This window comes from Arenimonas caeni, assembly GCF_003024235.1.
Classification (GTDB): domain Bacteria; phylum Pseudomonadota; class Gammaproteobacteria; order Xanthomonadales; family Xanthomonadaceae; genus Arenimonas; species Arenimonas caeni.
Window position 1 is genome coordinate 1 of sequence record NZ_KZ679093.1, and the last position, 26,226, is coordinate 26,226.

Here is a 26,226-nt window from a genome sequence, read left to right on the forward strand (position 1 = left end):
CGCGCAGGATGGACGTCAATTGAGCTCGCAGCGCCCGTGAGCTTGCCGCTGGAAACCGCGCAGTCGCGGCCCGGGACCAACGGAGGCCATCCGCAATTCATTGCCATGATTGAACTTTCACGGCTTCCGAAGCCGGGGGTTCGAATCCCTCCAGGCGCGCCATCCCCCCTGTTGCAGACGCCTGGCCGCCGATCATGGCGGCCGCCCGGCCGTCTCTGCGTATTTCCATGGGCGAGCTCCCGCCATGCCGGCGGCGCACCCTTCGGAGATGCCCATGCCCATTCGACCCTTCCTGATGCTGCTGGCCGCCGCCCTGGTGTCGTCGCCGGCCACCTCGGCGGCGTTCGAGCTCGACTGCGGCACGCTTCGCGAGGTCGTCGCCGGGGCCGACGATGGGTTCAGGACGTTTGCCGGCAAGCCGATTGCCCATGTCACCGCCGGCGCGATGCCCGTGCCCGATCCGGCCACCCTTGCCCGCCTGCAGGGTGAGTTCTCCCGGGAGAGCTGGGAGGCCAACCGGGCACTGGGCGGGGCCGCCGCCTGCACGGTGACCCATGTCCATCGCGCCGATGACGAGGTCAGCCTGCGCCAGGAAGAGTACGCCTGCCGCTACCCGGCGCAGCATGCCCTGCCCCTCTCCCTGGGCGAGGACCTGGCCAGGTGCCTGGACAAGCCCGCGGACCCGGATGCCGACGAGAGTTCGCTGGCGATCACCGTGGATGTTGTCGAGTCCGGCGAAGGCAATGCCGTCCTCCTCGTCGGCGCAGAGGCCAATCTGGCCGATGGCATGCGCCTGGTGGTCTCGTGGGCGCGCTGCGAGGCGAGGGAGCCAGGCGCCTGCGACGACGATGACGACAACGGGGAGGTCCGGCACGACCGACAGTCCAGGGAATGAGCCGCATGGCCCGACGCGCGATCCCCTGCCTGTTGCTGCTTTCCCTGGCCCTGCCGCCGTCGGGCCGCGCCGACGAACCCACCAGCGAGTCGCTGTGGCGGGAACGGCCGCCGCCGTTCCGCGTGTATGCCGAAGGCTTCGCCGGCGCGCCCCGCCCGGGCGCGGCGATCGAGACCCGGCTTGGCGTCGTGCCGTGGTTCCTGCCACCGCTTGATCCGAGCGCCGAGCGCAAGGCGGCGCTGGAACAGGCGGCCTCCCACGCAGCGGCCCGCTTTGCCTCGGCGGGCCTTCGCGCGCCGCGCATCACCCGCCGCGACGGCGTATTCCCGCTCTACTTCGTCCGGGACCTGGGCGCGGCGGCGGCCCAGTACGGCCCCGGCTACGGCGAAATCGGGATGACCGAGGCATTGCGAGTGGCCGAGGATGACTGGGACAGGGTCATCGCCATCGGCGAGGTGGACGGGTTCGGTCCGGACCTGGGCATCTACCCCGAGAAGGTGGCCGCCTCCGGAGCGCACGAGCTCTTCCATGGCGTACAGGCCAGCTACGCGCACTGGAGTGGCCACGACGCCACCCAGTCCCATGAGCAGAAATGGGTGACGGAAGCCCTGCCCGACGCCATCGCGCTTTGGGGCATCGAAGGCCTTGCCTTCCTCGGCAATCCTCCCTTCGATCCCCGCCGGCGATTCGCCAGCGGCAGCCAGCGCTTCGGCAAGGCGCTGGGCCTGCGGCCCTACGACTATCCGCTGGACATGCGCACGGCGCCGCCGTCGATGCCGATCTACCCGGGCGGAAAAACGGCGGAGTCTCGCCAGCAGATGGCTTCGTACATGACGAACTCGTTCTGGAGTTTCGTCTGGCAGCACAGCCTGCCCGCCGGCAAGGAATGGACGCCGATGTCGCGCGCCCTGCTGTTGCGCACGCCGGCGCGCGGCACCGCCAGCCTGCGCGAGGACAGCGTGGCCTGGACCCACCGCAGCCTGGTCGAATACCACCCGGCCTGGGTCGGTGGCCTTTATGACGCGCTGCCCGCCTTCATCGCCTGGTGGGTGGCTTACCCGGACCAGGTGATGCGCAGCCGCCGGGGCGAGTTCGCCCACCAGCGCTGGCTGGGGCATGCCTTCGTGGACGGTTGCCCGAGCTACGAGATCAACGAGGCGCAACCGGTGGTCAGCTTCAAGCTTGCCGTGCGTGAACTGGCCGCGGCCTGCGTGCGGGTGAAATGGACCGGTGCACCCGTCGGCCAGAGCGGCTGGCCGGCCGCCGCCCTTGTGGCCGTTGCCGCCGATGGCGGTGGTGAAGCCGCGCTGGACGACCTGCACGTCGGCATCCACGGCAGCGACCTGGGCAAGCCCGGCGGCTTCACCGACGCCAGCACCGGCCTGCCCGCGATCGCCTGGAGCGGGCTGTCGCTTGATCCGCTCAATCCGTCCCGCACCGAAGGCGAAACCGTCATCACCTTCACCAACGTCGCACGCGACCCCTTGGCGACCCGGCGGCGCAGCTACGACATCCAGCTCGGCGTCGGTACCGCTTCGGCCTCGGGCCAGGTCACGAAGCCGGCCGACGCAGCGCAGGCGCAGCCTGCGTCACGGGTGAGGGTCCCCGACAAACGGCGTGCCGTACCGGCCGTGGTGGCGCCTGGGAAAGGTCGGCCGCTCCAGGCCACCCCGGCACCGGCGGCTGGCAAGGATGACTGCGACAACGCGACCATGAAGACCGCCTCGGCCACGCTGATGGGCTTCGCGTCCCGCGTGCGCGAACGGCCGGCGCCCTCGATGCAGGCGATCTGCCTGGGTGCAGTGGCGTCGCTGGACCGCGATTCGCTGCAGCCACCGCTGGTGGCGGACGTCCAACTGAAGCTGCCGATGGTGCCGGTTGGACACGCGGGTCCCCTGCCGGGCGCCGAGGTGCACGTGGACTGGCGCGACCCGGCACTCGGTGGTCGCGGGAAGGACGGCGTTAGCGCCCGCACGCGCGACGTCCGGCTGGAGGTGGAGGAGTCGACGCTGGGCTTCGTGCGCGGCCGCTACGCCGCGCGCTTCGTCGCCGCGAAGCACGGCGTGGAAGGAGAACTGGCTGGCGACTTCCTCGTGTGGCGTGCGCATGCCGACGAACTGCGGCCTCCGGGCGATCCGCTGGACATGGCCTCGAGCGACCTGCTGCTGACCTTCGCCGCCACCGGGAAGGATGTCACGCAGATGCGGGCCCAGCTGGGGCGCCGCGGCGGCGAACGTGCCGACCGGGAACCCACCGGGGATGCCGGCGGCGCTTGTTCCCTGGACTGCGATGCCCTGCGCCACGGCCAGGTGAGCGCGAGCTGCCGAAGCGCCTTGGCGGAGCTGTACGAGGCCTGCGGCGACCATGTCGCCACCGACGCCGCCGAAGTCCGCGCCCTGGCGACCTGGATGCTGCGCAACATGCCCGAGCCAATGCGGACTGAAATGGTCGGGCAGTTGGTCGACCAGATCATGGCCATGCCGAGCGCGATGCGGGAGGACTGGGCAAGGAAGCTTCGCGCCGAGCGAGACGGCAACGGGCCCGGATCACCGAAGAACCCACGCTAGGGTCGGCCTCGGAAGACGGCCTTTACCCCGGCGTTCGTGACGGGAGCCGTCAGCATCAGCGATGTGGTCCACGTGCGGCCGGACGCCTGGAACCCTCCCCGCTGGCACCCGGCGGGCCGGCGCTGCGATTTCGTCCTTGTCCCCGCCGATGCCCAGGCACCGGCAGCGGGACGACCCCAACATCCAAAGGACGCCCCCAATGAAACTCCGCACCTCCCTGCTGGCTGCCCTCTGCCTCGCCGCCCCGGCCGCCATGGCTGCCGACGGCGACTGGACCGGCTGGTATGCCGGCCTGCACGCCGGCCACGGCTCGGGCAACTCCGATGCCCGCGTCGGCGTCGACGGCCAGTGGGCCATCGAAACCCCGGCGCTGCGCGACGAGGTGGCCGACACCTGGTCCACCGACCTCGACCCCAGCGGCGCCGCCTACGGCCTGCAGTTCGGCTACCAGCACCAGTTCGCCGGCGGCTTCGTGCTCGGCGCCGAAATCGACTGGAGCAAGCTCGACCTCGACGATTCGCGCAGCACCGGCATGCAGCCGACCGTCGCCTTCCCCGCGCTGGCCTACGACTTCGGCAACGCCATCGAGCTCGACGACAAGCTCGCGCTCAAGGGCCGCTTCGGCTACGCCAGCGGCCGCCACCTGTTCTTCGCCAGCGTCGGCTGGGTGCAGGTGGACGCCACGGCGCTCGCCGCGGTGGAGAGCAACGGTGGCTACCTCAAGCTCGGCCGCCACTCGGAAACCCTCGAGGGCACCGAGTGGGGCGTGGGTTACGAGTTCGACTTCGGAAACCAGTGGTCGCTGCGCGGCGAGTACCTGGTGACCGACCTCGACACCATGCGCTACGACACCGCCTACCTGCCGGGCAGCACCTTCACTTCGCCCGCGTACCTCGAAACGGTGCGCCAGGACGCGGACTTCGACACCTTCCGCATCGCCCTGAACTACCGCTTCTGATCCGCCGCCGGGGTCAGCCCTGGCTGGCCCCGGCCCTGGCGCGCGCGAGCGCGCCCTGGCGGCAACCGATGAAACGCGAGCTCCCGAGCCAGTCCTCGTCGGGGTAGTAGGCGAACACCAGCTGCCCCTGCTTGAGCGTGTCGATCATCTCGCGCGCCACCTCCGGCCGCACCGCCGGGCAGCCGAAGCTGCGGCCCAGGCGGCCCTGCAGCGCCGCGGTCAGCGGATCCACGTACGGCGCCCCGTGCATCACGATCAGCCGCTCGCGGGCGGCATCGTTCACGCCCGGCTCCAGCCCGTCCATGCGAAGCGAATAGCCATTGCCGCCGTGGTAGGTCTCGGCGGTGACGAACAGGCCCAGGCTCGACTGGTGGCTGCCGTTGCGGTTGGAGAAGGTCGTGGGCAGGTTTTCGCCGCTGCCCCGGCCGTGCGCCACGTGCTCGGCGTAAAGCAGCTTGCGCCGCTCCAGGTCGAACACCCACAGGCGCGGCTCGGTCGACGGCCGCGAATAGTCGATCACCGCCAGCCGGCTCGCCGAGGGCGCGCTCTCGGCGGCGCACTCGCGCGCTTCCAGCGCCAGCGCCAGCACCTTCGGGTCGGCCGCGGGCGCCTGCGCCTGCAGTTCGCCGAGCAGGGCCGGCTCGGCCAGCGCGGGGCCGGCCAGGGCCAGCAGGGCCCAGGCCAGGTCTCGGGTCAGGGCCATGGTCGGCCTCCTTGGGGTCATTGCCCCTCCAGATGGGGGGCGAGATCAGGGTTTTCATCCCCGGCCTGCAGGACGGTCAGCGTGGTGACAGGACCCAGGGCTTCGTCGGTGACCACCAGGGTCGCGCCCGGGGCCAGCACGTCGTAGAGCCGGGCCACGAACCCGGGGTCCACCCCCAGCGCGGCCGGGGCCAGCGTGCCGGCCGGGTCGTCGCCGCCATCGCCCAGCACCCGCAGCCAGCGCCGGCGCGGGCGGTCGGGCAGGACCGGGGCGACGTCGTCGCGGACGCCATCGAGCAGCAGGTAGGCCCGGGTACCCGCCGGGGCCGTCGCACCCACCGATACCGGCGCCCGGCCGATCTCCAGGCCTTCGCGCAGCACCACCATCTGCCGGTCCGCCGTGCTCAGCACCACGGTCAGGGCGCCGGGCGGCGCCGCCCCCGGTTGCCACGAGTAGCCCGCGCTGGCCGGCGGCGGCAGCGTGAGGTCGGTGCTGCGGGTGCCCGTGGCGGCCGCCGGCGACGGCGGGAACAGCGAGGGCTCGGCCAGTATCGGCGCCACGTTGGCACGCTCAGTGATCACCACTGTCATGCCGTGCGAGGTCACCTCGAACAGCTTCTCGGCGAAGGCCTCGGGCAGGCGCACGCAGCCATGCGAGGCCGGGTAGCCCGGCACGCGGCCCGCGTGCAGGGCGACGCCACCCCAGGTCAGGCGCTGCATGAACGGCATCGGCGCGTCGTCGTAGAGGTTGGAGTAGTGCTCGCGCTTCTTCTGCAGGATGGTGAACACGCCGGCCGGCGTCTCGTAGCCGGGCTTGCCCGTGCTCACGGTCGACTCGCCGATGCGCACGCCGTTGCGGTACACGCTGGCGCGCTGGTCGGGCAGGCTCACCAGCACCAGCACCGGGCCGGCCGGGGCGATCTCCGGGGTCCAGTGCCAGGTGCCCGGTGCCAGGGTCGGCGGCTGGGCCAGGGCCAGCGCCGGCCAGGCCAGGCAGGCCAGCAGCCAGCCCCGCCAGCCGGGGGCGGGCGCACGGGAAACGCTTGCATGGGGCGGGTGGGATCTATACATTAGCTTTGCCTAATATTTTGGAGTCTAGCATGAGAACCGTCCAGGACATGGTGGCCGAAGCCAAGGCACGGATCCGCGAAATCGGTCCCGACGAGCTGCGCCAGATGCAGGCGCGCGGGGTGCCGGTGGTGGACGTGCGCGAGCCCGGCGAGTTCGCCGAGGGCCACATCCCCGGCGCAGTGAACATCCCGCGCGGCGTGCTCGAGTTCGAGGTCGACGGCCACCCGGCGGTCAACTGCGTCAGGGACCCGGCGCTGGGCCACCGCGACCAGCCGGTCATCCTCAACTGCCGCAGCGGCGCCCGCAGCGCGATGGCGGCCGACGCCCTTCGCCAGCTCGGCTTCGCCGAACCGCTGTCGCTGGCCGGTGGCTTCATGGGCTGGGCCAACGCCGGCCTGCCGGTCGAGCGCTGAGGAGGCCGCCGTGGACGACAAGCGCATCGAGGTCACCCTGCACCAGCAGGAGGGCTACGCCTTCCGCATCGAGTTCGGCGACGGCATCGACGACCTGCTCAGCGACGAGCCGGCGCCGCTGGGCCAGGGCCAGGGCCCGAACCCGTCGAAGCTGCTGCTGGCGGCGGTGGCCAACTGCCTCGCGGCCAGCCTGACCTTCGCCCTGCGCAAGTTCGGCAACCAGCCGGGGCCGGTCACCGCCCGCATCAGCGGCGAGATGGCGCGCAACGAGGCCGGCCGCTGGCGCATCCCGCGGGCCCGCGTCGAGATCACGCTGGCCGAGCATCCGGGCGAGCACAAGCAGTTCGAACGCGTGCTCTCGCAGTTCGAACAGTTCTGCGTCGTCACCCAGAGCGTGCGCGACGGCATCGACGTCGAGGTGGAGGTGCGCGACGTCGAAGGCCGCGTGCTGCTCGGCGACAAGAGCTTCGAAGCCGGCGCCTGAGCGCCGGCCCCGGCCGGGCACTCAGGCGCCCTTGCGGGCCTCGATGATTTTTTTCGCGATGGCGGCATCGCCCTGCTCCAGCAGCTCCACCGGGGTGAACTGGAAGCCGGTGAGCACCATCGCCTCGCCCACGCACCACTCGCGCTGCTCCTTGTTGAGCACGGCCGCGCCGGCGGCGACGGCGGCCAGCAGTTCGGGCGTGGGCACGGTGTCCTGGGGCTCGGGCGCGCGCCTGGCCTGCGCGGGGGCGGACGCGCCCTTTTCCGCCTCGGCCTTGAGCCAGGCGACGCGGGCCAGGGCCACGGCCAGGCGGTCGCCACCGTCCTTGAGCGCCGGCGCGGCGCTGGCCAGGGCGCCGAGCAGGGCGTCGCGCTCGACCTCCAGCGCCTTGAGTGCCTTTTCCTGCGCCGTCTGCCGGTCCTCGGCCGCCTTCACCATGCCCTCGAGCTGGAGGATTTCGCTGGCCGGGTCGAGCAGGCTTTTCGCGCCCAGCAGGCGCATCACCTTCTCGCTCAGGCGGGCGTGGATGGCGGGATCGGAGAACTTCAGGTCGCGTGCGGCGGTCTGCCAGGCCAGGGCAACCTGGCTGACGGTCTGCGCCTTTTCCGAGGGCGCCCCCGGGGCGGCTTCGTTCACCGGCGCAGTGGCCGGCGCCAGGCTGGCGTTGGCCACCTGCTGGATGGCCAGGTCCAGGCGCTCGCACAGCTCGGTCTTCTGGAAGTCGCGCGAGAGCTTGCGCAGCTCGATGCGGCAGTCGATCAGCAGGGCGCGCAGGTCTTTCATGCCGCCATTCTATGCCGGCGACAGGCCGGCTGGCGTCAACGGGCCAGCAGGAAGTGCAGCAGGTTGTTCTGGAAGTACGGGTTCACCGACAGCTGGTCGTGCTGCTCGCACAGGAAGAAGCTCTGGGCGAAGGGAAAGGTGTCGTAACCGGCGCCCACGCCCTCGACCAGGCCGCGGCCGAGCTGGGATTCGCGGGTCACCAGGCCGTCGCCGGGCAGCATCAGCAGGCGCTCGTAGTCCACGCCGGGCACCCGCGCCTTCACTTCCTCGGGGCGCACCACCAGCCGCTCGCCCTTCTCGTCGTGATCGAGCACGGCGCGGCCTGGGGTGAGCGTGCAGTCGCCGCCGAACACCGCCACTTCCACGCCGTGGGAGTGGATGGGCTGGTTGAGCGCCAGCTGCAGGTGCTTGCCGCGGTCGAGGTGGCGCACGAAGTACGACTGCAGCTCGGCCATCTGCAGGGCGCCGGTTTCATGGTCGGGCGCGGCCGCCAGCACCCGCTGCTCGACCTCGGGCGAGAACACGCCCCAGCGCCGGGCGCGCCAGGCGTCGGCGTCGTAGATGTCGAAATCGACGAGCTTGCCGTCGGTGCCGTAAATCACCCGGAGTTCGGGATGGGGCAGCGTTTCGAACGGCGTGGCCATGGTCACCAGCACCTCCACCGGCACGGTGCGGAAGGCGACCTTCACGCCCTTCTGCAGGCGCTCGAGGCTGATCACCGAACCCAGGTTGGGCGTGCCCAGCAGCACCATGCGGCGGATGCGGTGCGCGCCCTCGTCCCAGGGGGTGAACGTGGGCTGGTCGAGCACGTCGGTGGGCCCGTAGCGCAGGTAGTAGTTGGCGATCAGGCCACCGTTGCTGTGCGCCAGCAGGTCCACGGGCAGGTCCGGGTCGCCGTAGTCCTTGCGAATCTGCTCGACCATCGCGTGCAGCTGGCGGACGGCGTGGATGTTCTCCTTGCGCCAGTCGTAGAGCAGCACGTAGTAGCGGCGGCGGTCTTCGCCGCCGTTCACCGGCTGCCCGGGTTCGGCGCGGCGGAAGCGGCCGACCCGCTCGAGGGCGTCGATCAGCGCGCCGTAGTAGTCCACCCGCGCCACGCCGTAGAACAGGTCGCCGGGCACCAGGCCGCCACCCGCGGCCTCGACCGCGCGCACGCGCGCCAGCTCGCGGTAGTTGCTGAAGGCCAGCGTACCCAGGCCGCCCGGCCAGTACTCCTTGCCGGTCTCGCGCTCGACCAGGGTCGAGCCCATCAGGCCGTGGATGATGATCACCGGCGGCTGCGCCGGGTTGGCGGCTTCGGCCTCGTACAGGCGCGCCAGGTCCGGGCGCGCGGGCGCGCCGGAGCATGCCGCCAGCACGAGGCTGGCGAACAGCAGCCAGGGCAGCCGTTTCAGGAAGGTCTTCATGGATGGCGGCATTCTCACACGCCGGGGGTGAACCCGGGCACCGCCGGAAGTCCCGGCCGCCGCCCCGCCGCGCGACGCAGGGGAGGGACGGGGGCGACGGGGCGACGCGGGTTCAGGCGGCAACCGACTCGTGCAGCGTCGGGTAGTCGGTATAACCCTCCGGGCCGGGGCTGTAGAGCTTGTCGGCCTGCATCTCGGCCAGCGGCGCGCCCTTGGCCAGGCGGGCCGGCAGGTCCGGGTTGGCGATGAAGGGGCGGCCGAAGGCGATCAGGTCGGCGCGGCCGGCCTGCAGGTCGGCTTCGGCGCGCCGGGCGTCGTAGTCGCCGGCCAGGATCAGGGTGCCGCTGAAGCGCTTGCGCACCTGGTCGACGAATTCGACGGGCACGGCGCCCGGGGTGGCGATCAGGCTCAGGTAGGCGATGCCGCGGCGCGACAGCTCGTCCACCAGCGCCAGGGTCTCCTCCGCCTCGCCCTCGTAGTTGGCGGCCAGGTCGTTGAAGGCGTTGAAGGGCGAGATGCGCACGCCCACGCGGCCGGCGCCGATGGCGGCGACGGTGGCGTCCACCAGCTCGAGCAGGAAGCGACGGCGGTTCTCGCCGCTGCCGCCGTAGGCGTCGGTGCGCTGGTTCGACTTGGGGTTGAGGAACTGGGCCAGCAGGTAGCCGTTGGCCGCGTGCAGCTCGACCAGGTCGATGCCGGCCTCGCGGGCCAGCTTTGCCGAATGCACGTACTCGTCGCGGGTGCGGGCGAGGTCGTCGGCGCTCATCTCGCGCGGCACCGGGTGGTCCTGCATGCCCTGGGCATCAGTCCAGACCTGGCCCGCGGCGGCGATCGCCGACGGCGCGAGCAGCTCGGCGCCTTCCGGCAGGTTGGCCGGGTGGCCGATGCGGCCGGCGTGCATCAGCTGGATCGACACCCGGCCGCCGCGCGCGTGCACGGCCTTGGCCACGGCGGCCCAGCCCTGGGCCTGTTCGGCATTGAACAGGCCGGGGATGCGGGCATAGCCCAGGCCGTTGGGCGAGGGCGAGGTGCCTTCGGTGATCAGCAGGCCGGCGCCGGCGCGCTGGCCGTAATAGGTGGCCATCAGCTCGCCCGGCAGGTTGCCGGGGGCGCGCGAGCGGGTCATCGGCGCCATCACGACGTGGTTCTGGAGGGACAGGCCGGCCAGGGTGGCCGGGGACAGCAGTTTGGCGCTCATGGGCAAGGTCTCCATAGGGATGCACCTAGGATGCGCGTCCCAGAAGGAGAAACAAACCAGCCAGGGCGTGACGTATCGTTGCAGTCATGGATGCTTCCGGGGTACCTGGGATCCCCGGCACAGACGGCCACGCGCCCCTGCGTTACGCTCGGGCCATGCCTTCGAGGAGAGACCGCATGTCCCTGCTCCGTCCCGCCAGCCTGGTCCTGGCCAGCCTGTTCGCCCTCGCGGCCTGCGCCACGCCGCCATCGGAAAGCACGCCGGCCGGGGAAGACCCGGCCTTCGCCCCCGCACCGCCCCCGCCTGCCATGGTGGACGAGGGCATTCGTGAGGATCCGCCCGTGATCTGTAACCAGGAAGCCGGCCAGTGGGCCGTGGGCCAGGTCGCCGACGAGGCGCTGGTCGAGAAGGTGCGAACCGACACCCAGTCCCAGCGGGTCCGCGTGATCAAGCCGGGAATGATGGTGACGATGGATCACCGCGAGGACCGGGTGAACATCGAAGTCGACGACGAAAACCGCGTCACGGTGGTGCGCTGCGGCTGAGCCGATGAGCCTGCTGGCCCGCCAGGTCCTGCGACGGGTTGCGCTGTGGTCGAGCCTGGCCGTCCTGGTGGCCACCGGGCTGGGTTACGCGTACGTCTATACGGTCTCGCGGGACCGGGCGCTGCTGCAGCTGCAGCGCCATGCCGAACTGCAGGGCCAGCAGGAGGAACAGGCCTTCGGCGACGCGATCGCGCACCTGGAGCTGTTCCGCGCCGAATTCCTGCGCCGCTACCGCGACAAGGCCATCGACCACGGCGCGCGCTACGACGCGATGTACCGCAGCGGCCCCGACGGCGCCATCCGGCTGGCGCCGGAATACTTCCGCGGCCTGCGCCTTGCCGACGGCCGCTACATGATCCACACCACCGGCTTCGTCGGCGCGGGCGCCGGCGAGCCCGACGCCGACCTGCGCCGCCGCTTGGTCATCGCCACCGACCTGGTCGGGCTCTACGGCCCGGCCTGGACCGGGCCCTTCGCCAACCTGCACGCCTCGCTGCCGGAAAACGCGATGGTGACGCACTGGCCCGGCGTGCCCTGGGGCCTCAATGCCCGCCCCGAGCTGGACGTGACCGCGGGCGCCGTCGTGGCGGCCACGCTGCCTGCCAACAACCCCGATCGCGAAACCGTGTGGTCCGGCATGTACTTCGACCTCACCGCCCGCCAGTGGACGGTGACGGTGCAGATGCCGGTGGATGACGAGAACGGCCGGCACCTGGTCAACCCCAGCCACGACATCCTGCTCGACGACATCCTCGCGCGCCTGCAGCGCAGCCGCATGGCCGGCGCGCGCACGCTGCTGGTGAGCGCCGAAGGCCAGCTGATCGCCGGCCCGCGCGAACTCGACGAGGGCGCGCGCGCGCACGGCGTGCTGCACGTCGACGAACTCGCCGACCCCATGCCGCGGCGCATCCACGCCATGGCCCGCGAACACATGGAGGGCGGCCACCCGGCGCATGTGATGCGCGACGAGGAGAGCGGCGCCTTCGTCGCTTTCAGCCGGATCGCCGGGCCGGACTGGTGGCTGGCGACGATCTACGATGCCGGACAGGTGTCGGGCGCGGCGCATCGCGGCGCGGCCATGATGCTGGCGCTGGGCGTGGGCCTGCAGCTGATCCTGCTGGTGGTGGTGGGCAGCGTGCTGGGGCGGCGCGTGGGCCAGCCGGTGCGGCAGCTGCAGGCCGCCGCCGAGCGCATCGCCCGCGGCGGCGACACCGCGCAGGCCGAAGCCAGTTTGCCGGTGGACGAAGACAGCGAAGTCGGCAGCCTCGCACGCAGCTTCCGCGAACTGGCGCGCATGGTCGAACAGCGCCGGCAGGAGCTCGAGGCGACGGTGGCCGAGCGCACCCGCGAACTCGCCGAGGCCAATTCCCGGCTCGAGCAGCTCACCCGCACCGACAGCCTGACCCTGCTGCCCAACCGCCGCGCTTTCGATGCCGACATGGAAGAGCTGCTCGCCAGCCACGGCCCGACCTCGGCGCTGGCCCTGGCCATGCTGGACGTGGACCACTTCAAGCCCTTCAACGACACGCTGGGCCACGAGGCGGGCGACCGTGCCCTGCGCGAAGTCGGCGCGGTGCTGGCCAGCCAGTCGCGCCGGGACGTGCGCTGCTATCGCATCGGCGGCGAAGAGTTCGCCATCGTCTTCACCTCGATCGCCGTGCCGCACGCCGAGCGCATCCTGCGCCGCATCCTCGAGGACGTCGCGGCGCTCGACATCGCCCATCCGGCCAGCCCGTTGGGCAAGGTGACCGTGAGCGCCGGCCTGGCCAAGCGCTACGACGCCGAAACCGGCCTGGCCACCCTGGTGCGCACCGCCGACCGCCAGCTCTACGCGGCCAAGGCCAGCGGACGCAACCGGCTGGCCATCGGCTGAGCCGCGGGCTCAGTGCGAGAGCAGCACCGGCAGGCGGGCGTTGTTGAGCACGGTGCGGGTGACGCCGCCGAACACCTGCTCGCGCCAGCGCGAGTGGCTGAAGCCACCCATCACCAGCAGGTCGGCCACGCTGCCGCGGCAGTGGTCGAGGATGGCCTCGCCGGTGCTGCGCGAACCCTTCTCCACGATCTCCACCTTGGCCTGGCAGCCATGGCGGGCGAGGTGGCGGGCGATGTCGGCCCCCGGCGCTTCGCCGTGGCCGAGCGCGGTGGCTTCGGGATTGACCACGAGGACATCCACGCGGGAGTCGCGCGGCAGCCAGGGCAGGGCGTCGTGCAGCGCGCGGCTGGCCTCGCGGCGCGGCTGCCAGGCCAGCACCACCCGGCGCGGCGGCACCATCACCTTCACGCCCTCGGGCACCATCAGCACCGGCCGGCCCGAATGCATCAGCAGCGCATCGAAGGCGGTGCCGAAGCGCGAACCGTGTTCGCCCTCCACCGGCCCGCCGAACACGCACAGGTCGGCGTAGCGCGCGTGCAGCGCCGCCACTTCCTCCGGCCAGGCCAGGGGCGAATCGACCACGCGCACCTCGTGCGCGACGTCGGCGGCGGCCAGGCGCTCGCGGGCCGCGCTGGCGGCGCGCTCGGCGCTCTGGCGCAGGGCCTCGTAGCCGGCCTGGTCCAGGCCCACGGCGGTGACGCCCCACTCGCTGGCGAACGGCACCGGCGCATGCGCCACCGCCAGGGCGGCCACGTGCGCCTGGTGGGCGCGGGCAAGGGCCCCGGCGGCTTCGAGCGCGGCGGCATCGGCGGCATTGCCCTGCAGGAAGACGAAAAGATCGCGGATCATGGCCAGGCTCCTCGGTGCGCGCACGGGACGATGCGGTGCACGCTACGCCGGTGCGCCGGCGCAGCGTTGACGTGGGTCAAGCCTACCCCGGCCCGGTGTCTCATGCAGTGAGACGGTGGCGGCCGCTAATGGCGGCCGGACCCTGCCACCGGAAGCCCCCATGTCCCAGCATGCCCTCGCCCGCCGCGACGCCCAGGCCCTGGCGCTCGAACCCTCGGCCGGTGCCGACGCCCCGCTGGCGCCGCGCGTGCGCGACCCGCGCCAGTTGGCCCAGCGCCTGCGCGGCAAGTACGCCGACCGGGTGACCGGCCACTTCGTGCTGCCCGCCCGCGAGGGCCGCTACGCGCCCTTGCCGGCCGACCTGCCCCGGGCCCTGGCCGCCGCCCTGCGCGGGCGCGGCATCGACCGGCTCTACAGCCACCAGGCCGAGGCCTGGGACGCCGCGCAGGCCGGCGAGAACCTGGTCGTGGTCACGCCCACCGCCTCGGGCAAGAGCCTGTGCTACACGCTGCCGGTGGTGTCGGCCGCCATGCGCCAGCAGGCCAAGGCGCTGTTCCTGTTCCCCACCAAGGCGCTGGCCCAGGACCAGGTGGCCGAACTGCTGGAACTCAACCGCGCCGGCAACCTGGGCCTGCGCTGCCACACCTTCGACGGCGACACGCCCGGCGACGCGCGCCAGGCCATCCGCCTGCACGCCGACCTGGTGGTGTCCAACCCCGACATGCTCCACCAGGCCATCCTGCCGCACCACACCAAGTGGGCGCAGTTCTTCGAGAACCTGCGCTACGTGGTCATCGACGAAGTGCACACCTACCGCGGCGTGTTCGGCTCGCACCTGGCCAACGTGCTGCGCCGGCTGCAGCGGGTGTGCGCGTTCTACGGGGCGAAGCCGCAGTTCATCCTGTGCTCGGCCACCATCGGCAACCCGAAGGCGCATGCCGAGGCGCTGCTGGAAGCGCCGGTGCGGGCGATCACCGAGTCGGGCGCGCCGGTGGGCGAGAAGCACCTGCTGCTGTGGAACCCGCCGGTGGTGAACCCCGACCTGGGCCTGCGCGCCTCGGCGCGCTCGCAGTCCAACCGCATCGCGCGCCTGGCGATCCGGGCCGGGTTGAAGACGCTGGTGTTCGCGCAGTCGCGCACGATGGTCGAGGTGCTCACCAAGTACCTCAAGGACGTCTTCGACCACGACCCGCGCAAGCCGCCGCGCATCCGCGCCTACCGCGGCGGGTATCTGCCGAACGAGCGCCGCGAGGCCGAACGCGCCATGCGCGCCGGCCACGTGGACGGCATCGTCAGCACCTCGGCCCTGGAACTGGGCGTGGACATCGGCGCGCTCGACGTGGTCGTGCTCAACGGCTACCCCGGTTCGGTGGCCGCCACCTGGCAGCGCGTCGGCCGCGCGGGGCGGCGCCAGCAGCCCTCGCTGGGCGTGCTGGTGGCTTCGTCCGACCCGCTCGACCAGTACCTGGTGCGGCACCCGGATTTCTTCGAGGCCGCCAACCCCGAGCACGCGCGCATCGCGCCCGACCAGCCGCTGATCCTGCTCGACCACCTGCGCTGCGCCGCCTTCGAGCTGCCCTTCCTGCGCGGCGAGCGCTACGGGCCGATGGACCCGGCGCCCTGGCTCGACGTGCTGGCCGAAACCGGCGTGCTGCACGCCGAAGGCCAGCGCTGGGACTGGATCGCCGACAGCTACCCGGCCAACGCGGTGTCGCTGCGTTCGGTGGCCGACGGCAACTTCGTCGTGGTCGACCGCACCGACGGCGCCCAGAAGATCATCGCCGAGGTGGACTATTCCGCCGCCGCGCTCACGCTCTACGAGGGCGCCATCCACATGGTGCAGTCGGTGCCCTTCCAGGTGGAGCGGCTCGACTGGGAGGGCCGCAAGGCCTACGTCACCCGCACGCACGTCGATTACTACACCGACGCCATCGACTACACGCGCCTGAAGGTGCTCGAGCAGTTCGACGGCGTGCGCGCCGGCGAAGGCAGCGCCCGCCACGGCGAGGTGCACGTGGTGCGGCGCGTGCCGGGCTACAAGAAGATCCGCTACTACACCCACGAGAACATCGGCTACGGGCCGGTGAACCTGCCCGACCAGGAAATGCACACCACCGCCGCCTGGTGGCAGCTGCCGCAGGACGCGCTCGAGCAGGCCTTCGCCTCGCGCCAGGACGCGCTCGACGCTTTCCTCGGCGCGGCGCACGCGCTGCACCTGGTGGCGACGGTGGCGGTGATGGCCGAGGCGCGCGACCTGCGCCAGGCCGTGGGCAGCGGCGACGGCGCCTGGTTCGCCCAGGCCGACGGCCGCGGCCGCGGCCAGCTGCGCGGCACTGACGGCCAGCCGGGGCATCCGGATGCGGCCGAGCGATTCACGCCCACCGTCTACCTCTACGACAACTACCCCGGCGGCATCGGCCTGAGCGAACCGCTGTGGCGGCGCCAGGCGGAACTGCTGCAGCGCGCGCGCGAACTGGTGGCCGCCTGCGACTGCCGCGCCGGCTGCCCGGCCTGCGTCGGGCCCATCCTGGCCGGCGACGAGGACAAGGCCGACGGCACGCCAAAAGCGCTGGCGGCGAAGGTACTGGGCCTGCTGGCGGAGGCGTCGTGAGCGCGGCGCTGGCGGAGCGGCTGCGGGCGCTGCAGCGGCAGGCGGGAAAGAGCCGCCCTCTCGCCAGCCCCTCTCCCCTTGGGGAAGAGGTGGCCCGGTCGCAGCCGACTCCCCAGGTGCCCGATAACATCCGCCGCCTCCTCGGCCTTCGCACCCGCACGCTGGCGGCCGTGCCGACGCCGCGCGCATACGACCGCCACCTGCCCGGCGACGAAATCGCCCCGGGCCTGCGCTACCTCGAGTCGCGCCATGAACCGCCCGCGCTGCCGCCCGCCATCGACGCCCGCTTCGCCCGCGACTTCACCGACGTCGCCCGCGACGACGTGCTGTGCTTCGACACCGAAACCACCGGCCTGGCCGGCGGCACCGGCACGCGCGCCTTCATGATCGGCGCCGCCGACCTCATCGACGGCCAGCTGCGCATCCGCCAGCTGCTCACCACCACGCTGGCGGCCGAGCAGGCCATGCTCGAGACCTTCGCGCGCTGGCTGTCGCCCGCCACGGTGCTGGTGAGCTACAACGGCCGCAGCTACGACGCGCCCCTGCTCAAGGCGCGCTACCGGCTGGCGCGCCTGCCCTGCCCGGTTTCGCCGCTGGCGCACCTGGACCTGCTGCACCCCGCACGCCGCCGCTGGCGCGGCCGCTGGGAGAACTGCCGCCTGGCCACCATCGAGCATCGGGTGCTGGGCGTCGTGCGCGAAGACGACCTGCCCGGCAGCGAAGCCCCGCGCGCCTGGCGCGACTACCTCGCCGGCGGCCCCGCCACCGACCTGCGCCGCGTGCTGGCCCACAACCACACCGACGTGCGCAGCCTCGCCGCCCTGCTCGCGCACCTGTCCGGCTGAACGCACGGGGTCGGAGGTAATTTTGCCCTGCAAAATTACCTCCGACCCCACGCCTTTCGCGGGACCGGGGACGGAGGTAATTTGTGCGCATGAAGGAGCTTCGGCCTCCACGCTGACCGCAGGCGCACAAATTACCTCCGTCCCCATGCCCGAACCCTTCAAGAACCTGATCAGCGCCGACCTGGTGCACGCCTGCGGCAAGCACCTGCGCCGGGCCTGGCCCGGGTTCGACCGCCGCGGTTTCGAGGCGCATGCACTCGACGGCCTGGACTCGCTGGAGATGAAGGCGCGCGCCATGCACATCGCCGACGCCCTTGAGCGCACGCTGCCGGATGATTTCGATCGCGCTGCCGGCGTCATCGAAGCCGCGCTGGCGCCCCCGGCCACCGACGACCGCCTTGCCTTCGCCACCAGCGAGGCCGGCCTCGCCGGCTGGATCGGCTGGCCACTTGGCGAGTTCATCGCCCGCCGCGGCCAGGCCGAGCCGGAGCGCGCGCTGCTGGCGCTGCGCGAGCTCACCCAGCGCTTCACCAGCGAGTTCGCGGTGAGGCCGTTCCTCGTCAACCACTTCGCGCTCACCATCGATCGGCTGCGGGGCTGGAGCGACGACTCCAGTCCGCACGTGCGCCGCTGGACCAGCGAGGGCAGCCGACCGCGCCTGCCCTGGGGACTGCAGGTGAAATCGCTCATCGCCGATCCTTCGCCGACGCTGCCCCTGCTCGCCGCGCTGCAGGACGACCCCAGCGAGTACGTGCGGCGCAGCGTGGCGAACCACCTCAACGACATCGCCAAGGATCATCCGCAGGTGGTGGCGGAATGGCTGGCGCGGCACCTGCCCGGCGCCTCGCCGGAGCGCACCACGCTGCTGCGCCACGCCAGCCGCACGCTGGTCAAGCGCGGCCACCCGCAGACACTCAAGGCCTGGGGCCTGGGCGGCAAGCTCGATGGCGAAGCCACGCTTTCGGTTTCGCCAAAGCGTGTGGCCGTGGGCGATTCGCTCGCCATCAACGCCGTGCTCGTTTCCCGTTCGCGGCGCAAGCAGGCGCTGGTGGTCGACTACGTCGTGCGCCACGTCAAGGCCAACGGCGACACCTCGCCCAAGGTGTTCAAGGGCTGGATGCTGGAGCTCGGCGCCGGCGAAACGCGCCGCCTGACGAAGTCGCACTCGCTGCGGCCGATCACCACGCGCCGCTACTACCCTGGCCGGCATCGCATCGAGCTGCAGGTCAACGGCAAGGTCGTCGCCGAAACCGCCTTCACGCTGGCGAAGTAATGCTCCAGCCCCTCTCCCGCCCCCTCCGAAGCTGGGTCCTGCGCGCCTTCCCGCGCGGGGAGAGCGGCATCGACTACGACCAGCCGGCTGGCGACCCCGGCCTGTTCCCGCCCGACGGCGCCGCCTGGCGCATCCACGCCGACTTCGCCGGCATGCTCTCGGGCGGCCTGTGCGCGCTGATGCTGCAGACCCTGCATCCGGCCGCGCTGTCGGGCGTGTGGGACCACTCGAACTTCCGCACCGATCTGGTCGGCCGGCTGCGCCGGACCACGCACTTCGTCGCCGGCACCAGTTATGCCGCGCGCGGCGAGGCCGGGCGCCTGGTGGCGCGCGTGCGCCGCATCCACGACAAGGTGCAGGGCGTGACCGAAAGCGGCCAGCCTTATTCGGCCAACGATCCCGCGTTGCTCACCTGGGTGCACGTCACCGAGGCCTTCGGCTTCCTGCAGGGTTACCGGCGCTTCGCCGGCCCGGTGCCGGCCGCCGACGCCGATCGCTACTACGACGAGGCGCGCGTGGTGGCCGAAATGCTTGGTGCGCGCGACGTTCCGCGCAGCGAGCGCGAGGTGGCGGACTACTTCGCGGCCGTGCGCGGCGAGCTGGCCTTCACCAGCCGCTCGCGCGAGGTGCTGGCGGTGCTCGACACGATGTCGCTGCCGGTGCCGTTGCCGGGGCTGTCGCGCCGCGTCTTCCTCGGGGCCGGGGCCACCCTGCTGCCGGACTGGGCGCTGGACCTGTTGGGCCACGACCCGGCGCGGCGCCGCCGCGACGCCCTTGCCGCCCGCGCATTGTCGCTGGCCGGGCCACTGTTCCGGGCCGGGCTCGACGACGGCCCGGCCCAGCACGCCTGCCGGCGCATGGGCGTGGACCCGAGCTGGGTGCGCCGCGGCTTCTGAGCCGGCCTGCGGACTTTGCCGGCACCACGGGCCGGGCTAGGCTAGCCGCAACCCAGCCGGAGACCGCCATGCCCGCCGATCGCTTCCGCCTCTATTCCGAAACCGACCTGGCGCTGGTGATCGACGACATGGCGCGCCAGGCCGCCGCCCTTCTCGACGCCACGCCGACCGTGCTGCTGGGCATGCTGCGTCGCGGCGCGCCGTTGGCCGACCGCCTGCTGGCCCGCATCCGCGTGCATGCGCCCTGGGCCGAAGTGTCGCGGCTGGACCTGAAAGTGAAGCGTTACGCCGACAACCTCGAACTGCTGCACCCCGAAACCGCGCTCGAAGCGCCGACCGGCGCCGACCTGATGAACCGCCGCGTCATCGTGGTAGACGACGTGCTCTACCAGGGCTATTCGCTGATGCGCGTGTTCGAGTGGCTGGCCACCCAGAAGCCCGCCCACGTGCACGCCGCCGTGCTGGTGGACCGCCAGCGCCACCGCATGCCGGTGCGCGCCGACATCGTCGGCCTCACGCTCAAGATCGCCCCCGACGACGTCATCGAGTGCAACGTGCCGCCCTACGAATCCGACTTCGCCGTCGACCTCTGGCGCCCCGCCGAATCGCCCAAGGGCTGAACTGCGGGAGGGCCTTCTCAGGACCTCGCGCGGACGTACAGATCCTTTCCGCCCGCCGCACTCGCCAGCTCCTTGAGCTCGAACCACTTCGGGTGCGCCTTGAACAGCTCGCTGAGCTTGCGGTGCCCGTACAGGCGCGGGTCGAAGTCTGAGCGCAGCTTGTTGAGGTAGCTGCCGACCGCGCCAAGCTGCGCCCAGCCCTCCTCGTCGCCGGCTTCTTCGATGGCCTGGTTGAGCAGTTTGCGTGGGGCCTGCTGCGGTGACTTGGGTTTCTCCGCCGGCGCCGCCGATTTGGCGGCCGACTTGGCCGGCGCCTTCCCGGCCGCCTTCGCAGGCTCCGGTTTTTCGACCTCGGTGGCTTCCTGGCGCAGCACCTCGGTGTAGATGAACTTGTCGCAGGCCTGCACGAACGGATCAGGCGTCTTGCGCTCGCCGAAGCCATAGACCGTCAGCCCCGCCTCGCGCAGCCGCTGCGCCAGCCGGGTGAAGTCGCTGTCGCTCGACACCAGGCAGAAGCCGTCGAAGCGCCCCGTGTACATCAGGTCCATCGCGTCGATGATCAGCGAACTGTCGGTGGCGTTCTTGCCCGAGGTATAGGCGAACTGCTGCACCGGGTGGATCGAGTGCTTGAGCAGCACCTGCTTCCAGCCCTGCAGCCGCTGCGAGGTGAAATCGCCATAGATGCGCTTGACGCTGGCGACGCCGAACTTCGCCACCTCGGCCAGCAAACCCTCGATCACCGAAGGCTGGGCGTTGTCGGCATCGATCAGGACCGCCAGATGGGCGGCGTCTGCATCCTGGGTGGAGCGGACGTCATTCTTGGCCATTGGCTGCATGCCTCCTGTCGCGGCGAAGCGGTGCTAGTTCCGGTTACGTGATTCCAGGAACACGAAGTTTCGATGGAATTCGAGGTACTTCTTTTGCATTGAAGTAAACGAACCAACGTTGATCTTGGTATCCGTAGCAAGCCCCATCTTACCCAGGGAGGGTTTGTGTGCTACCGGTGAAACGAGCACGTCGCCGTTGTCCTTGAAGCTGATGAAGCCCCGGTCGAACAGATGATCCATGCTCGGCGTCAGCAACAAGCCGTTTTCGCCGTCGAGTCGCTCGCTGTTCGATGCATCCCGCCAGGGTTTGCAGTGGCTTGCTCTCAGGTGCTCGATCCTGTCGACCAAGGTTATCCGGCAGCGATGCTCACGCTTGAGCACATTCTCCTTGAACTTCCCTTGCCCGCGTCGGGCAAGGATTACTGCCAACCTGTCGGTCTCCGGGATGGACTTGTTGTTCTGCACTTCCGCGATCTGGTGCGCCTCCCATTCCACCAGTCCCACGGCGTCCGCGCGCAGACCCGCTGCGTCTTGCTGGAAGCTTGCCCGAACCAGATTGCGTGCGGCCTGGTCCATCAGACCAAGGAGGACGTTGGCGAAGGCTTCCGTAACCTCTGTCAGGTATACACCCTGCAGCCCCTTTCCATTGAACTGCAATGGCGCGTACTTCTCAGGAAGTACTTTGCCAATCAACTCCATGTGGTCCGCCGGGCGGGGCTGGACCATGAGTTCCACGAAGCCAACGTCCACCCGCCAACCCACCTTGTTCCAGTAGGCGCCGGCATTCTGGAACTCGAGCGGCTTGGGGGCTTCGTAGGCATGCGAACGCGCTATGCCAATGGCCCTTATGCGCGTGTCGCAAAACGAGAACACGACATCCCCTGGCGCTACTTCCCTCATGAACTCATAGAAGGGGTTCCGATTGCCATTGGCATTTACCTTGGGCGACCAGAGGTAGTTTCCCCCTACTTCGTGGGCATACGTCTGGTTCTGGTTTACCCACCAATAGCGCATGGCTCGGATCCGGCGACGCGGCCGCTCCAGGATAACCATGGCGGGCCGGGCAGGGCCAGGAGGAGGGAGGTTCGCTTGCCAGGCACAAGTCGGTCCTAAAGGCCCTCCTGCAGAGGGCCGGGTGAGCAGGCGGAGTCAGTCCTGCCCGTCGTCGACAACTCGCGCACCGGTACTGGCGACGGCGGCGTGGGCGGCGGCGTGCTTGGCGGGCGAGGGCGAGGCGATGACGAGCAGCAGCTTGCCGTCCTGCACGAGCTCGCGGTAGCGGGCGCGCACGTCGTCGGTGGCGTGGTCGCCGCCGAGGGCGCGGAACCAGCCGGCGATGTTGCTGCCGAGCAGGCTGATCAGGCCCGCGCCGGCGACACTGACGCCCAGCGTGGGCACGGTGATCGCCGACAGGCCGGCCAGCAGGCCGCGCACGTGGCCCTGGGCGTCCGAGTCGCTGGCTCTGGGGTCGAGTTCGAGTTCGATGTCGTGGCGCGCCACCAGGGCGATGTCTTCGTCGGCCACGCCGGCGGCGCGGGCCGCGGCCACGGCGTCTTCCAGCGCGGCCAGGTCGTCGAGGGCGAAGACGCTGCGGTGTTGTTCGCTCATCGGTGTCCTCCGGGTTGCCTTGGCTCCAACGGAAACGGCCGGGCCCGGAGGCCCGGCCGTCGCCGTCCACTCTGACATGGATGGCGCCGTGGCGCTTACTTGCGGACGACCCGCAGTTCGGTGGCCACCACGCTGCGCACGCCGCGGGTTTCCTGCGCCAGCTCGATGGCCTTGATGCGGGCCTCGAGGCTCGGGGCGGTGCCGCTCAGGGTGACCACGTTGGCCTTCACGTCGACATTGATGTCGGTGCCCTTCACCTGGTCGTCGGCCAGCAGCTTGGACTTGACCTTGGTGGTGATCCAGGCGTCGTCGATGCCGTCGCCGGCCTCGTCCAGGCCCTCGCGGACCTCACCCGACAGGGTCGCGGTGTTGGCGTCCTGGCGCTTCTCGCTGCCGGGCGTGGCCACCACAAGGTTGTTCTTGATCAGCACCACGTTCTCGGCCTGGCCGGCCAGCTCGCTGGCGGCCAGCTTGGCGGCCAGGCTGTCGGCGCCGCCCTCGAGCGTGACCACGCCGTTGTGGGTGGTGACATTTATGTCGAAGCCCTTGGTGCGATCGTCGGCCAGCAGCTTGGTCTTCACCGAGGCGGTGATGGCGGCATCGGTGGCCACCTGGCTGGCGGTGCGCTCGGGCTTGTGGTCGTCGGCCAGCACGGGGGCGCTGCCGAGGGCCAGGGCGATGGTGGTGGCGAGCAGGGACGTCTTGATGGCGTTCATGGGGTTCTTCTCCTTGCGAACGTTGGGGGGTTCGGCCCCGGGGGCCTGGCCCGACGGCGCGATCGGGGGATCGCCAGCACGTCCGTCGAACGTGGGCCGAGGTTGGCCAGCCTTTTCGCAACAAAAACTGAAGCGGTTGTTTGAAAAGCGTTCCGCGGCAGGCATCGGATCGCCGGTTTTTCCCCGCCCCACAATGGCTTGCACAAACATGAACGGTCCCGGGTGGATTTCCGCACGGCGGCCGGCGGCGGCCGCCGCGCCGGCGAGGACGCGTTGAATTACTCCACAAGTGGAGTAGTCTGTCCTTGCACTCCACATGGAGGAGGTCGTCATGGCCCAGCGCCAACCCCGCCCCACCCCCGAGGCGCCACGGCCCGAACTCGGCGGCCCGGCGCTGCGCGCGTACTTCGCCATCACCGAGGCCTGGGGCCTGAAGAACGCCGAAGCCCGGCGCCTGCTCGGCGACCCGCCCGAGTCCACCTGGTACAAGTGGAAGAAGCTGCGCGACGGCCAGCCCGGCCGCGACGTGCTCGAGCGCATCAGCTACGTGCTGGGCATCTACAAGGCCCTGCAGATCCTCTTCCCCGACCCGACCCGCGCCGACGCCTGGCTGCGCAAGCCCAACAGCGCACTGCCCTTCGGCGGCGGCTCGGCGCTCGATCGCATGCTGTCGGGCAACGTCGCCGACCTGTACGTCGTGCGCAGCTACCTCGACGCCCAGCGCGGCTGGCAATGAAGGCGCCACGCCTGGCCCGCGTCGACTGGCCAGAGGCCTGGCGCCTCGTGCCCAGTCGCTTCCCGCCGCAGGGTGTGTTCGACCGCATCGCCCGGCCCGAGGACCTCGAGGCGCTGTACCTGCTCGAGTCGCTGACCAACCCGCGCCTGCGCGAGGAGCTGGGGCAGCTGCAGCTGGTGCCGAGGGCGCGGCGGGTCAGTGGCCCGGGCACGCAGCCGGTCATGGCCGCCTTCACCCACCTCAATCCGGCCGGCAGCCGGTTCAGCGATGGCAGCTACGGCGTGTTCTACGCCGCGCGCACGCTCGACACCGCCATCGCCGAAACCATGCACCACCGCGCCGCCTTCATGGCCGCCACCAACGAGCCGGCGATGAACATCGAGATGCGCTGCTACCGCACCGCCATCCGCGCCCGCCTGCACGACCTGCGCCGCGGCTGGCAGGCCATGCTGCGCCCCGACGACTACGGCCCGCCGCAGGCGCTTGCGCGCACGCTGCGCACCGAAGGTTCCGACGGGGTCGTCTATCCCAGCGTTCGCCACGCCGGCGGGCAGTGCGTGGGCGTGTTCCACCCGGACGTGGTCGCGCCCTGCGTGCAGGCGCGGCACCTGGTCTATTACTGGGACGGCCAGCGCATCCTGCCCGACTACGCCATCGCCACGCGCTCCAGCCTGGCCTAGTGCCGGAACCCCGCCACGAACCGCACCAGATGCCGGTGCGTGTGTACCTGTGGCTCGAGGAGGTACTCACCCTGCACCGCCACCACCCGGTCCTTGATGCCGGGCACCGGCTCGAGTGCCGGCAAGTGCTGGGCGTAGGGCGAGAACTCCAGGTCCAGCGTCAGCGCGACCCGGTGGCCACCCTCGCCCGGGCCGACCTCCAGCGCCAGCACCAGGCGGCGCACCACGTCCAGTCGCACCGCCTCGCGCACGGCGGCCTGGCAGATGCGGTAGACGGTGGTGCGGGCGTCCTCGCCCAACGCGTCCACGTCGCCTTCGAAGCGCGGCTCGAAGACCACGCCGCTGTCTTCCAGCATCTCGCGCAGCGGGCCGGTTTCCAGCGCCTGGCGCAGGCCGTGGCTGTCGAGCTGGGGCGGGCGCAGCTGGCGCAGCGCGCGCCGCAGGCTGTCCTGGATCTCGCGCACCTGCTCGCGCAGCGACTCGAGCAGGCGCGTGCCCTGCTCGTCGCGCACGTCGCGGAAGGCCAGGCTGATGCGCGTGCCCAGGGCGTGGATGGCGTGGCCCAGTTCGTACTCGAGCTCGCTGGCCAGTTCGCGCTGGCCCTGTTCCTCCAGCCGCACCAGGCGCTGGCCCACCTCGCCCAGTTCGGCCGCCAGCGCTTCGAGCTCGCGGGTCTTTACGGCCAGCTCGGCGTGCCGCTCGGCCAGGGCGAGGTGGCTCTGGCGCAGCGCGGTGCTGGCGGCGCCCAGCACCAGCGCGCCGCCGCCCACCACGGCCAGCACCAGCTGCAGCATGGTGACGTTGACCGACAGGAAGCCGGCCTGCACCAGGCCCTGCACCACCAGGCCGAGCATCGTCATGCCCAGCGCGCCGCCGGCCCAGCCCTGGCGGAAACCGAGGAAGAACAGCGGCGCGAACGCCAGCAGCAGCACGTACGTCGCCAGGTCGGCGTAGGCCTGAAGCACCAGGAACATCGCCATCGCCGCCAGCAGCACCAGGCCCAGGTCGCGCAGCAGGCCCAGGTGGCGCGAGCGCCGTAGCCCGCCGTGCGCCACCGCCACCAGCAGCGGCGCCAGCACCAGCTGGCCGATCAGGTCGCCGTACATGAAGGCGAACATGCTGGCCAGCGAGTCGGCCGTGCTCATCGGGTAGGTGACCAGGAACATCCACAGCAGCGGCGAAACGCCCGCGGCGCCGAGCAGGCCGGCCAGCAGGAACAGCAGCATGCGGGTGGGCGAGTCCGGCGGCGGACCCGGCCGGCTGCCGCGCAGCAGGTACACGATCGCGGCATACACCAGCCAGGGCGCCACGCAGACGGCCAGGAAGGTGGGGGTGAAAAGGGCGTAGCCCAGCAGCACCGACTTGATCGCCTGGCCGATCACCTCGGCCAGGGCCAGCCAGCCCCAGCGCCGGCTCGGGGTGAGCCACAGCAGGGCCAGGCGCAGGCCGGCGGGCAGGAACCACAGCTGGGCCGAAAGCTGCTCCAGGGCCAGCCAGGCCAGCAGGGCCAGCAGCGAAAACAGGGCCCACCGGCCGTTCCGGCCGGGACCTGCGTCCTGCAGCAATGCCAGTGGCTGCCAAGCCATGTAGAGCCCATTCCCCCGCCGGTCGTCCCGGCCCGGCCATGCTAACCGACGGGAAGGCGGCGGCGGCCCGCCGGGGTGCAACTT

Annotated in this window: 25 protein-coding genes; 14 read left to right on the forward strand and 11 right to left on the reverse strand. The window is 71.1% G+C overall.

The genetic code is table 11. From position 1 onward, the window contains the following. The first annotated feature begins 274 nt into the window (after positions 1 to 274). The 3 genes from C6N40_RS09845 to C6N40_RS09855 all read left to right on the forward strand — a co-directional run bounded on the left by C6N40_RS09845 (position 275) and on the right by C6N40_RS09855 (position 4,420). Positions 275 to 895, forward strand: coding sequence for a hypothetical protein (locus tag C6N40_RS09845; RefSeq protein WP_162782180.1), 621 nt, complete (start codon positions 275 to 277; stop codon positions 893 to 895). Further along, positions 892 to 3,462, forward strand: a complete 2,571-nt coding sequence (locus C6N40_RS09850; protein WP_162782181.1) for a hypothetical protein — start codon at positions 892 to 894, stop codon at positions 3,460 to 3,462. Before C6N40_RS09845 ends, C6N40_RS09850 begins: the two co-directional genes overlap by 4 nt. Before the next feature lie 199 nt (positions 3,463 to 3,661). Then, positions 3,662 to 4,420: an outer membrane protein gene (locus C6N40_RS09855; protein WP_162782182.1), complete on the forward strand. Its 759-nt coding sequence runs from the start codon at positions 3,662 to 3,664 to the stop codon at positions 4,418 to 4,420. Between the two features lie 13 nt (positions 4,421 to 4,433). On the opposite strand, the gene C6N40_RS09860 is transcribed toward C6N40_RS09855, so the two are convergent. Both C6N40_RS09860 and C6N40_RS09865 read right to left on the reverse strand, forming a co-directional pair. Continuing rightward, on the reverse strand, positions 4,434 to 5,123 hold the full coding sequence (locus C6N40_RS09860) for a murein L,D-transpeptidase catalytic domain family protein (protein WP_106990858.1): 690 nt from the start codon (positions 5,121 to 5,123) through the stop codon (positions 4,434 to 4,436). A gap of 17 nt (positions 5,124 to 5,140) precedes the next feature. Beyond that, positions 5,141 to 6,193, reverse strand: a complete 1,053-nt coding sequence (locus tag C6N40_RS09865) for a L,D-transpeptidase (protein WP_106990859.1) — start codon at positions 6,191 to 6,193, stop codon at positions 5,141 to 5,143. A gap of 29 nt (positions 6,194 to 6,222) precedes the next feature. Here C6N40_RS09865 and C6N40_RS09870 point away from each other — a divergent pair, with 29 nt between their 5' ends. Further along, positions 6,223 to 6,606, forward strand: a complete 384-nt coding sequence (locus C6N40_RS09870; RefSeq protein ID WP_106990860.1) for a rhodanese-like domain-containing protein — start codon at positions 6,223 to 6,225, stop codon at positions 6,604 to 6,606. Between the two features lie 10 nt (positions 6,607 to 6,616). Continuing rightward, complete coding sequence (locus tag C6N40_RS09875) at positions 6,617 to 7,090, forward strand: OsmC family protein (RefSeq protein WP_106990861.1); 474 nt, start codon at positions 6,617 to 6,619, stop codon at positions 7,088 to 7,090. Positions 7,091 to 7,111: 21 nt separating this feature from the next. On the opposite strand, the gene C6N40_RS09880 is transcribed toward C6N40_RS09875, so the two are convergent. The 3 genes from C6N40_RS09880 to C6N40_RS09890 form a co-directional block, all read right to left on the reverse strand. Continuing rightward, complete coding sequence (locus tag C6N40_RS09880) at positions 7,112 to 7,873, reverse strand: hypothetical protein (protein WP_106990862.1); 762 nt, start codon at positions 7,871 to 7,873, stop codon at positions 7,112 to 7,114. A 35-nt stretch (positions 7,874 to 7,908) separates the two neighbouring features. Beyond that, complete coding sequence (locus tag C6N40_RS09885; protein WP_162782183.1) at positions 7,909 to 9,279, reverse strand: lipase/acyltransferase domain-containing protein; 1,371 nt, start codon at positions 9,277 to 9,279, stop codon at positions 7,909 to 7,911. Between the two features lie 112 nt (positions 9,280 to 9,391). Further along, a complete protein-coding gene (locus C6N40_RS09890) occupies positions 9,392 to 10,477 on the reverse strand; it encodes an alkene reductase (protein ID WP_106990864.1) in 1,086 nt (361 codons plus the stop codon). Between the two features lie 176 nt (positions 10,478 to 10,653). Here C6N40_RS09890 and C6N40_RS09895 point away from each other — a divergent pair, with 176 nt between their 5' ends. After that, positions 10,654 to 11,022 carry an I78 family peptidase inhibitor gene (locus C6N40_RS09895; protein ID WP_162782184.1) on the forward strand — a complete coding sequence of 123 codons (369 nt, stop codon included), beginning with the start codon at positions 10,654 to 10,656 and terminating at the stop codon, positions 11,020 to 11,022. A 4-nt stretch (positions 11,023 to 11,026) separates the two neighbouring features. Beyond that, positions 11,027 to 12,895, forward strand: a complete 1,869-nt coding sequence (locus C6N40_RS09900; protein ID WP_106990866.1) for a sensor domain-containing diguanylate cyclase — start codon at positions 11,027 to 11,029, stop codon at positions 12,893 to 12,895. A gap of 9 nt (positions 12,896 to 12,904) precedes the next feature. Here the strand turns inward: C6N40_RS09900 and C6N40_RS09905 are convergent, their stop codons facing one another. After that, positions 12,905 to 13,744 (reverse strand): universal stress protein, encoded by an 840-nt coding sequence (locus tag C6N40_RS09905; protein WP_106990867.1) that lies wholly within the window; start codon positions 13,742 to 13,744, stop codon positions 12,905 to 12,907. 160 nt (positions 13,745 to 13,904) lie between these two features. Between C6N40_RS09905 and C6N40_RS09910 the strand changes: the two genes are divergently transcribed. The 5 genes from C6N40_RS09910 to C6N40_RS09930 all read left to right on the forward strand — a co-directional run bounded on the left by C6N40_RS09910 (position 13,905) and on the right by C6N40_RS09930 (position 19,989). Next, the gene (locus C6N40_RS09910; protein ID WP_106990868.1) at positions 13,905 to 16,355 is read left to right on the forward strand and encodes a DEAD/DEAH box helicase; all 2,451 of its coding nucleotides are present in this window, start codon (positions 13,905 to 13,907) and stop codon (positions 16,353 to 16,355) included. Between the two features lie 116 nt (positions 16,356 to 16,471). Continuing rightward, the gene (locus C6N40_RS09915; RefSeq protein ID WP_425477693.1) at positions 16,472 to 17,200 is read left to right on the forward strand and encodes a ribonuclease H-like domain-containing protein; all 729 of its coding nucleotides are present in this window, start codon (positions 16,472 to 16,474) and stop codon (positions 17,198 to 17,200) included. A gap of 145 nt (positions 17,201 to 17,345) precedes the next feature. Continuing rightward, a complete protein-coding gene (locus C6N40_RS09920; RefSeq protein WP_106990870.1) occupies positions 17,346 to 18,473 on the forward strand; it encodes a DNA alkylation repair protein in 1,128 nt (375 codons plus the stop codon). After that, entirely contained in the window at positions 18,473 to 19,369 is an 897-nt protein-coding gene (locus C6N40_RS09925) for an oxygenase MpaB family protein (RefSeq protein ID WP_106990871.1), read from the forward strand. Before C6N40_RS09920 ends, C6N40_RS09925 begins: the two co-directional genes overlap by 1 nt. Positions 19,370 to 19,437: 68 nt before the next feature. Next, the gene (locus C6N40_RS09930; RefSeq protein WP_106990872.1) at positions 19,438 to 19,989 is read left to right on the forward strand and encodes a phosphoribosyltransferase family protein; all 552 of its coding nucleotides are present in this window, start codon (positions 19,438 to 19,440) and stop codon (positions 19,987 to 19,989) included. A gap of 17 nt (positions 19,990 to 20,006) precedes the next feature. Here the strand turns inward: C6N40_RS09930 and C6N40_RS09935 are convergent, their stop codons facing one another. The 4 genes from C6N40_RS09935 to C6N40_RS14100 form a co-directional block, all read right to left on the reverse strand. Then, on the reverse strand, positions 20,007 to 20,816 hold the full coding sequence (locus C6N40_RS09935) for an NYN domain-containing protein (RefSeq protein ID WP_106990873.1): 810 nt from the start codon (positions 20,814 to 20,816) through the stop codon (positions 20,007 to 20,009). Between the two features lie 33 nt (positions 20,817 to 20,849). After that, complete coding sequence (locus C6N40_RS09940; RefSeq protein WP_106990874.1) at positions 20,850 to 21,830, reverse strand: HNH endonuclease; 981 nt, start codon at positions 21,828 to 21,830, stop codon at positions 20,850 to 20,852. Between the two features lie 135 nt (positions 21,831 to 21,965). After that, positions 21,966 to 22,424 (reverse strand): hypothetical protein, encoded by a 459-nt coding sequence (locus tag C6N40_RS09945; protein ID WP_106990875.1) that lies wholly within the window; start codon positions 22,422 to 22,424, stop codon positions 21,966 to 21,968. A gap of 95 nt (positions 22,425 to 22,519) precedes the next feature. Beyond that, the gene (locus tag C6N40_RS14100; protein WP_162782185.1) at positions 22,520 to 23,140 is read right to left on the reverse strand and encodes a BON domain-containing protein; all 621 of its coding nucleotides are present in this window, start codon (positions 23,138 to 23,140) and stop codon (positions 22,520 to 22,522) included. Between the two features lie 331 nt (positions 23,141 to 23,471). Here C6N40_RS14100 and C6N40_RS09955 point away from each other — a divergent pair, with 331 nt between their 5' ends. Then, the gene (locus C6N40_RS09955) at positions 23,472 to 23,876 is read left to right on the forward strand and encodes an MbcA/ParS/Xre antitoxin family protein (protein ID WP_106990946.1); all 405 of its coding nucleotides are present in this window, start codon (positions 23,472 to 23,474) and stop codon (positions 23,874 to 23,876) included. Continuing rightward, complete coding sequence (locus tag C6N40_RS09960; RefSeq protein ID WP_106990877.1) at positions 23,873 to 24,556, forward strand: RES family NAD+ phosphorylase; 684 nt, start codon at positions 23,873 to 23,875, stop codon at positions 24,554 to 24,556. The genes C6N40_RS09955 and C6N40_RS09960 overlap by 4 nt, the downstream gene beginning before the upstream one ends. On the opposite strand, the gene C6N40_RS09965 is transcribed toward C6N40_RS09960, so the two are convergent. Further along, positions 24,553 to 26,142 (reverse strand): MASE1 domain-containing protein, encoded by a 1,590-nt coding sequence (locus C6N40_RS09965; protein WP_162782186.1) that lies wholly within the window; start codon positions 26,140 to 26,142, stop codon positions 24,553 to 24,555. The genes C6N40_RS09960 and C6N40_RS09965 overlap by 4 nt on opposite strands. Positions 26,143 to 26,226: the final 84 nt, after the last annotated feature.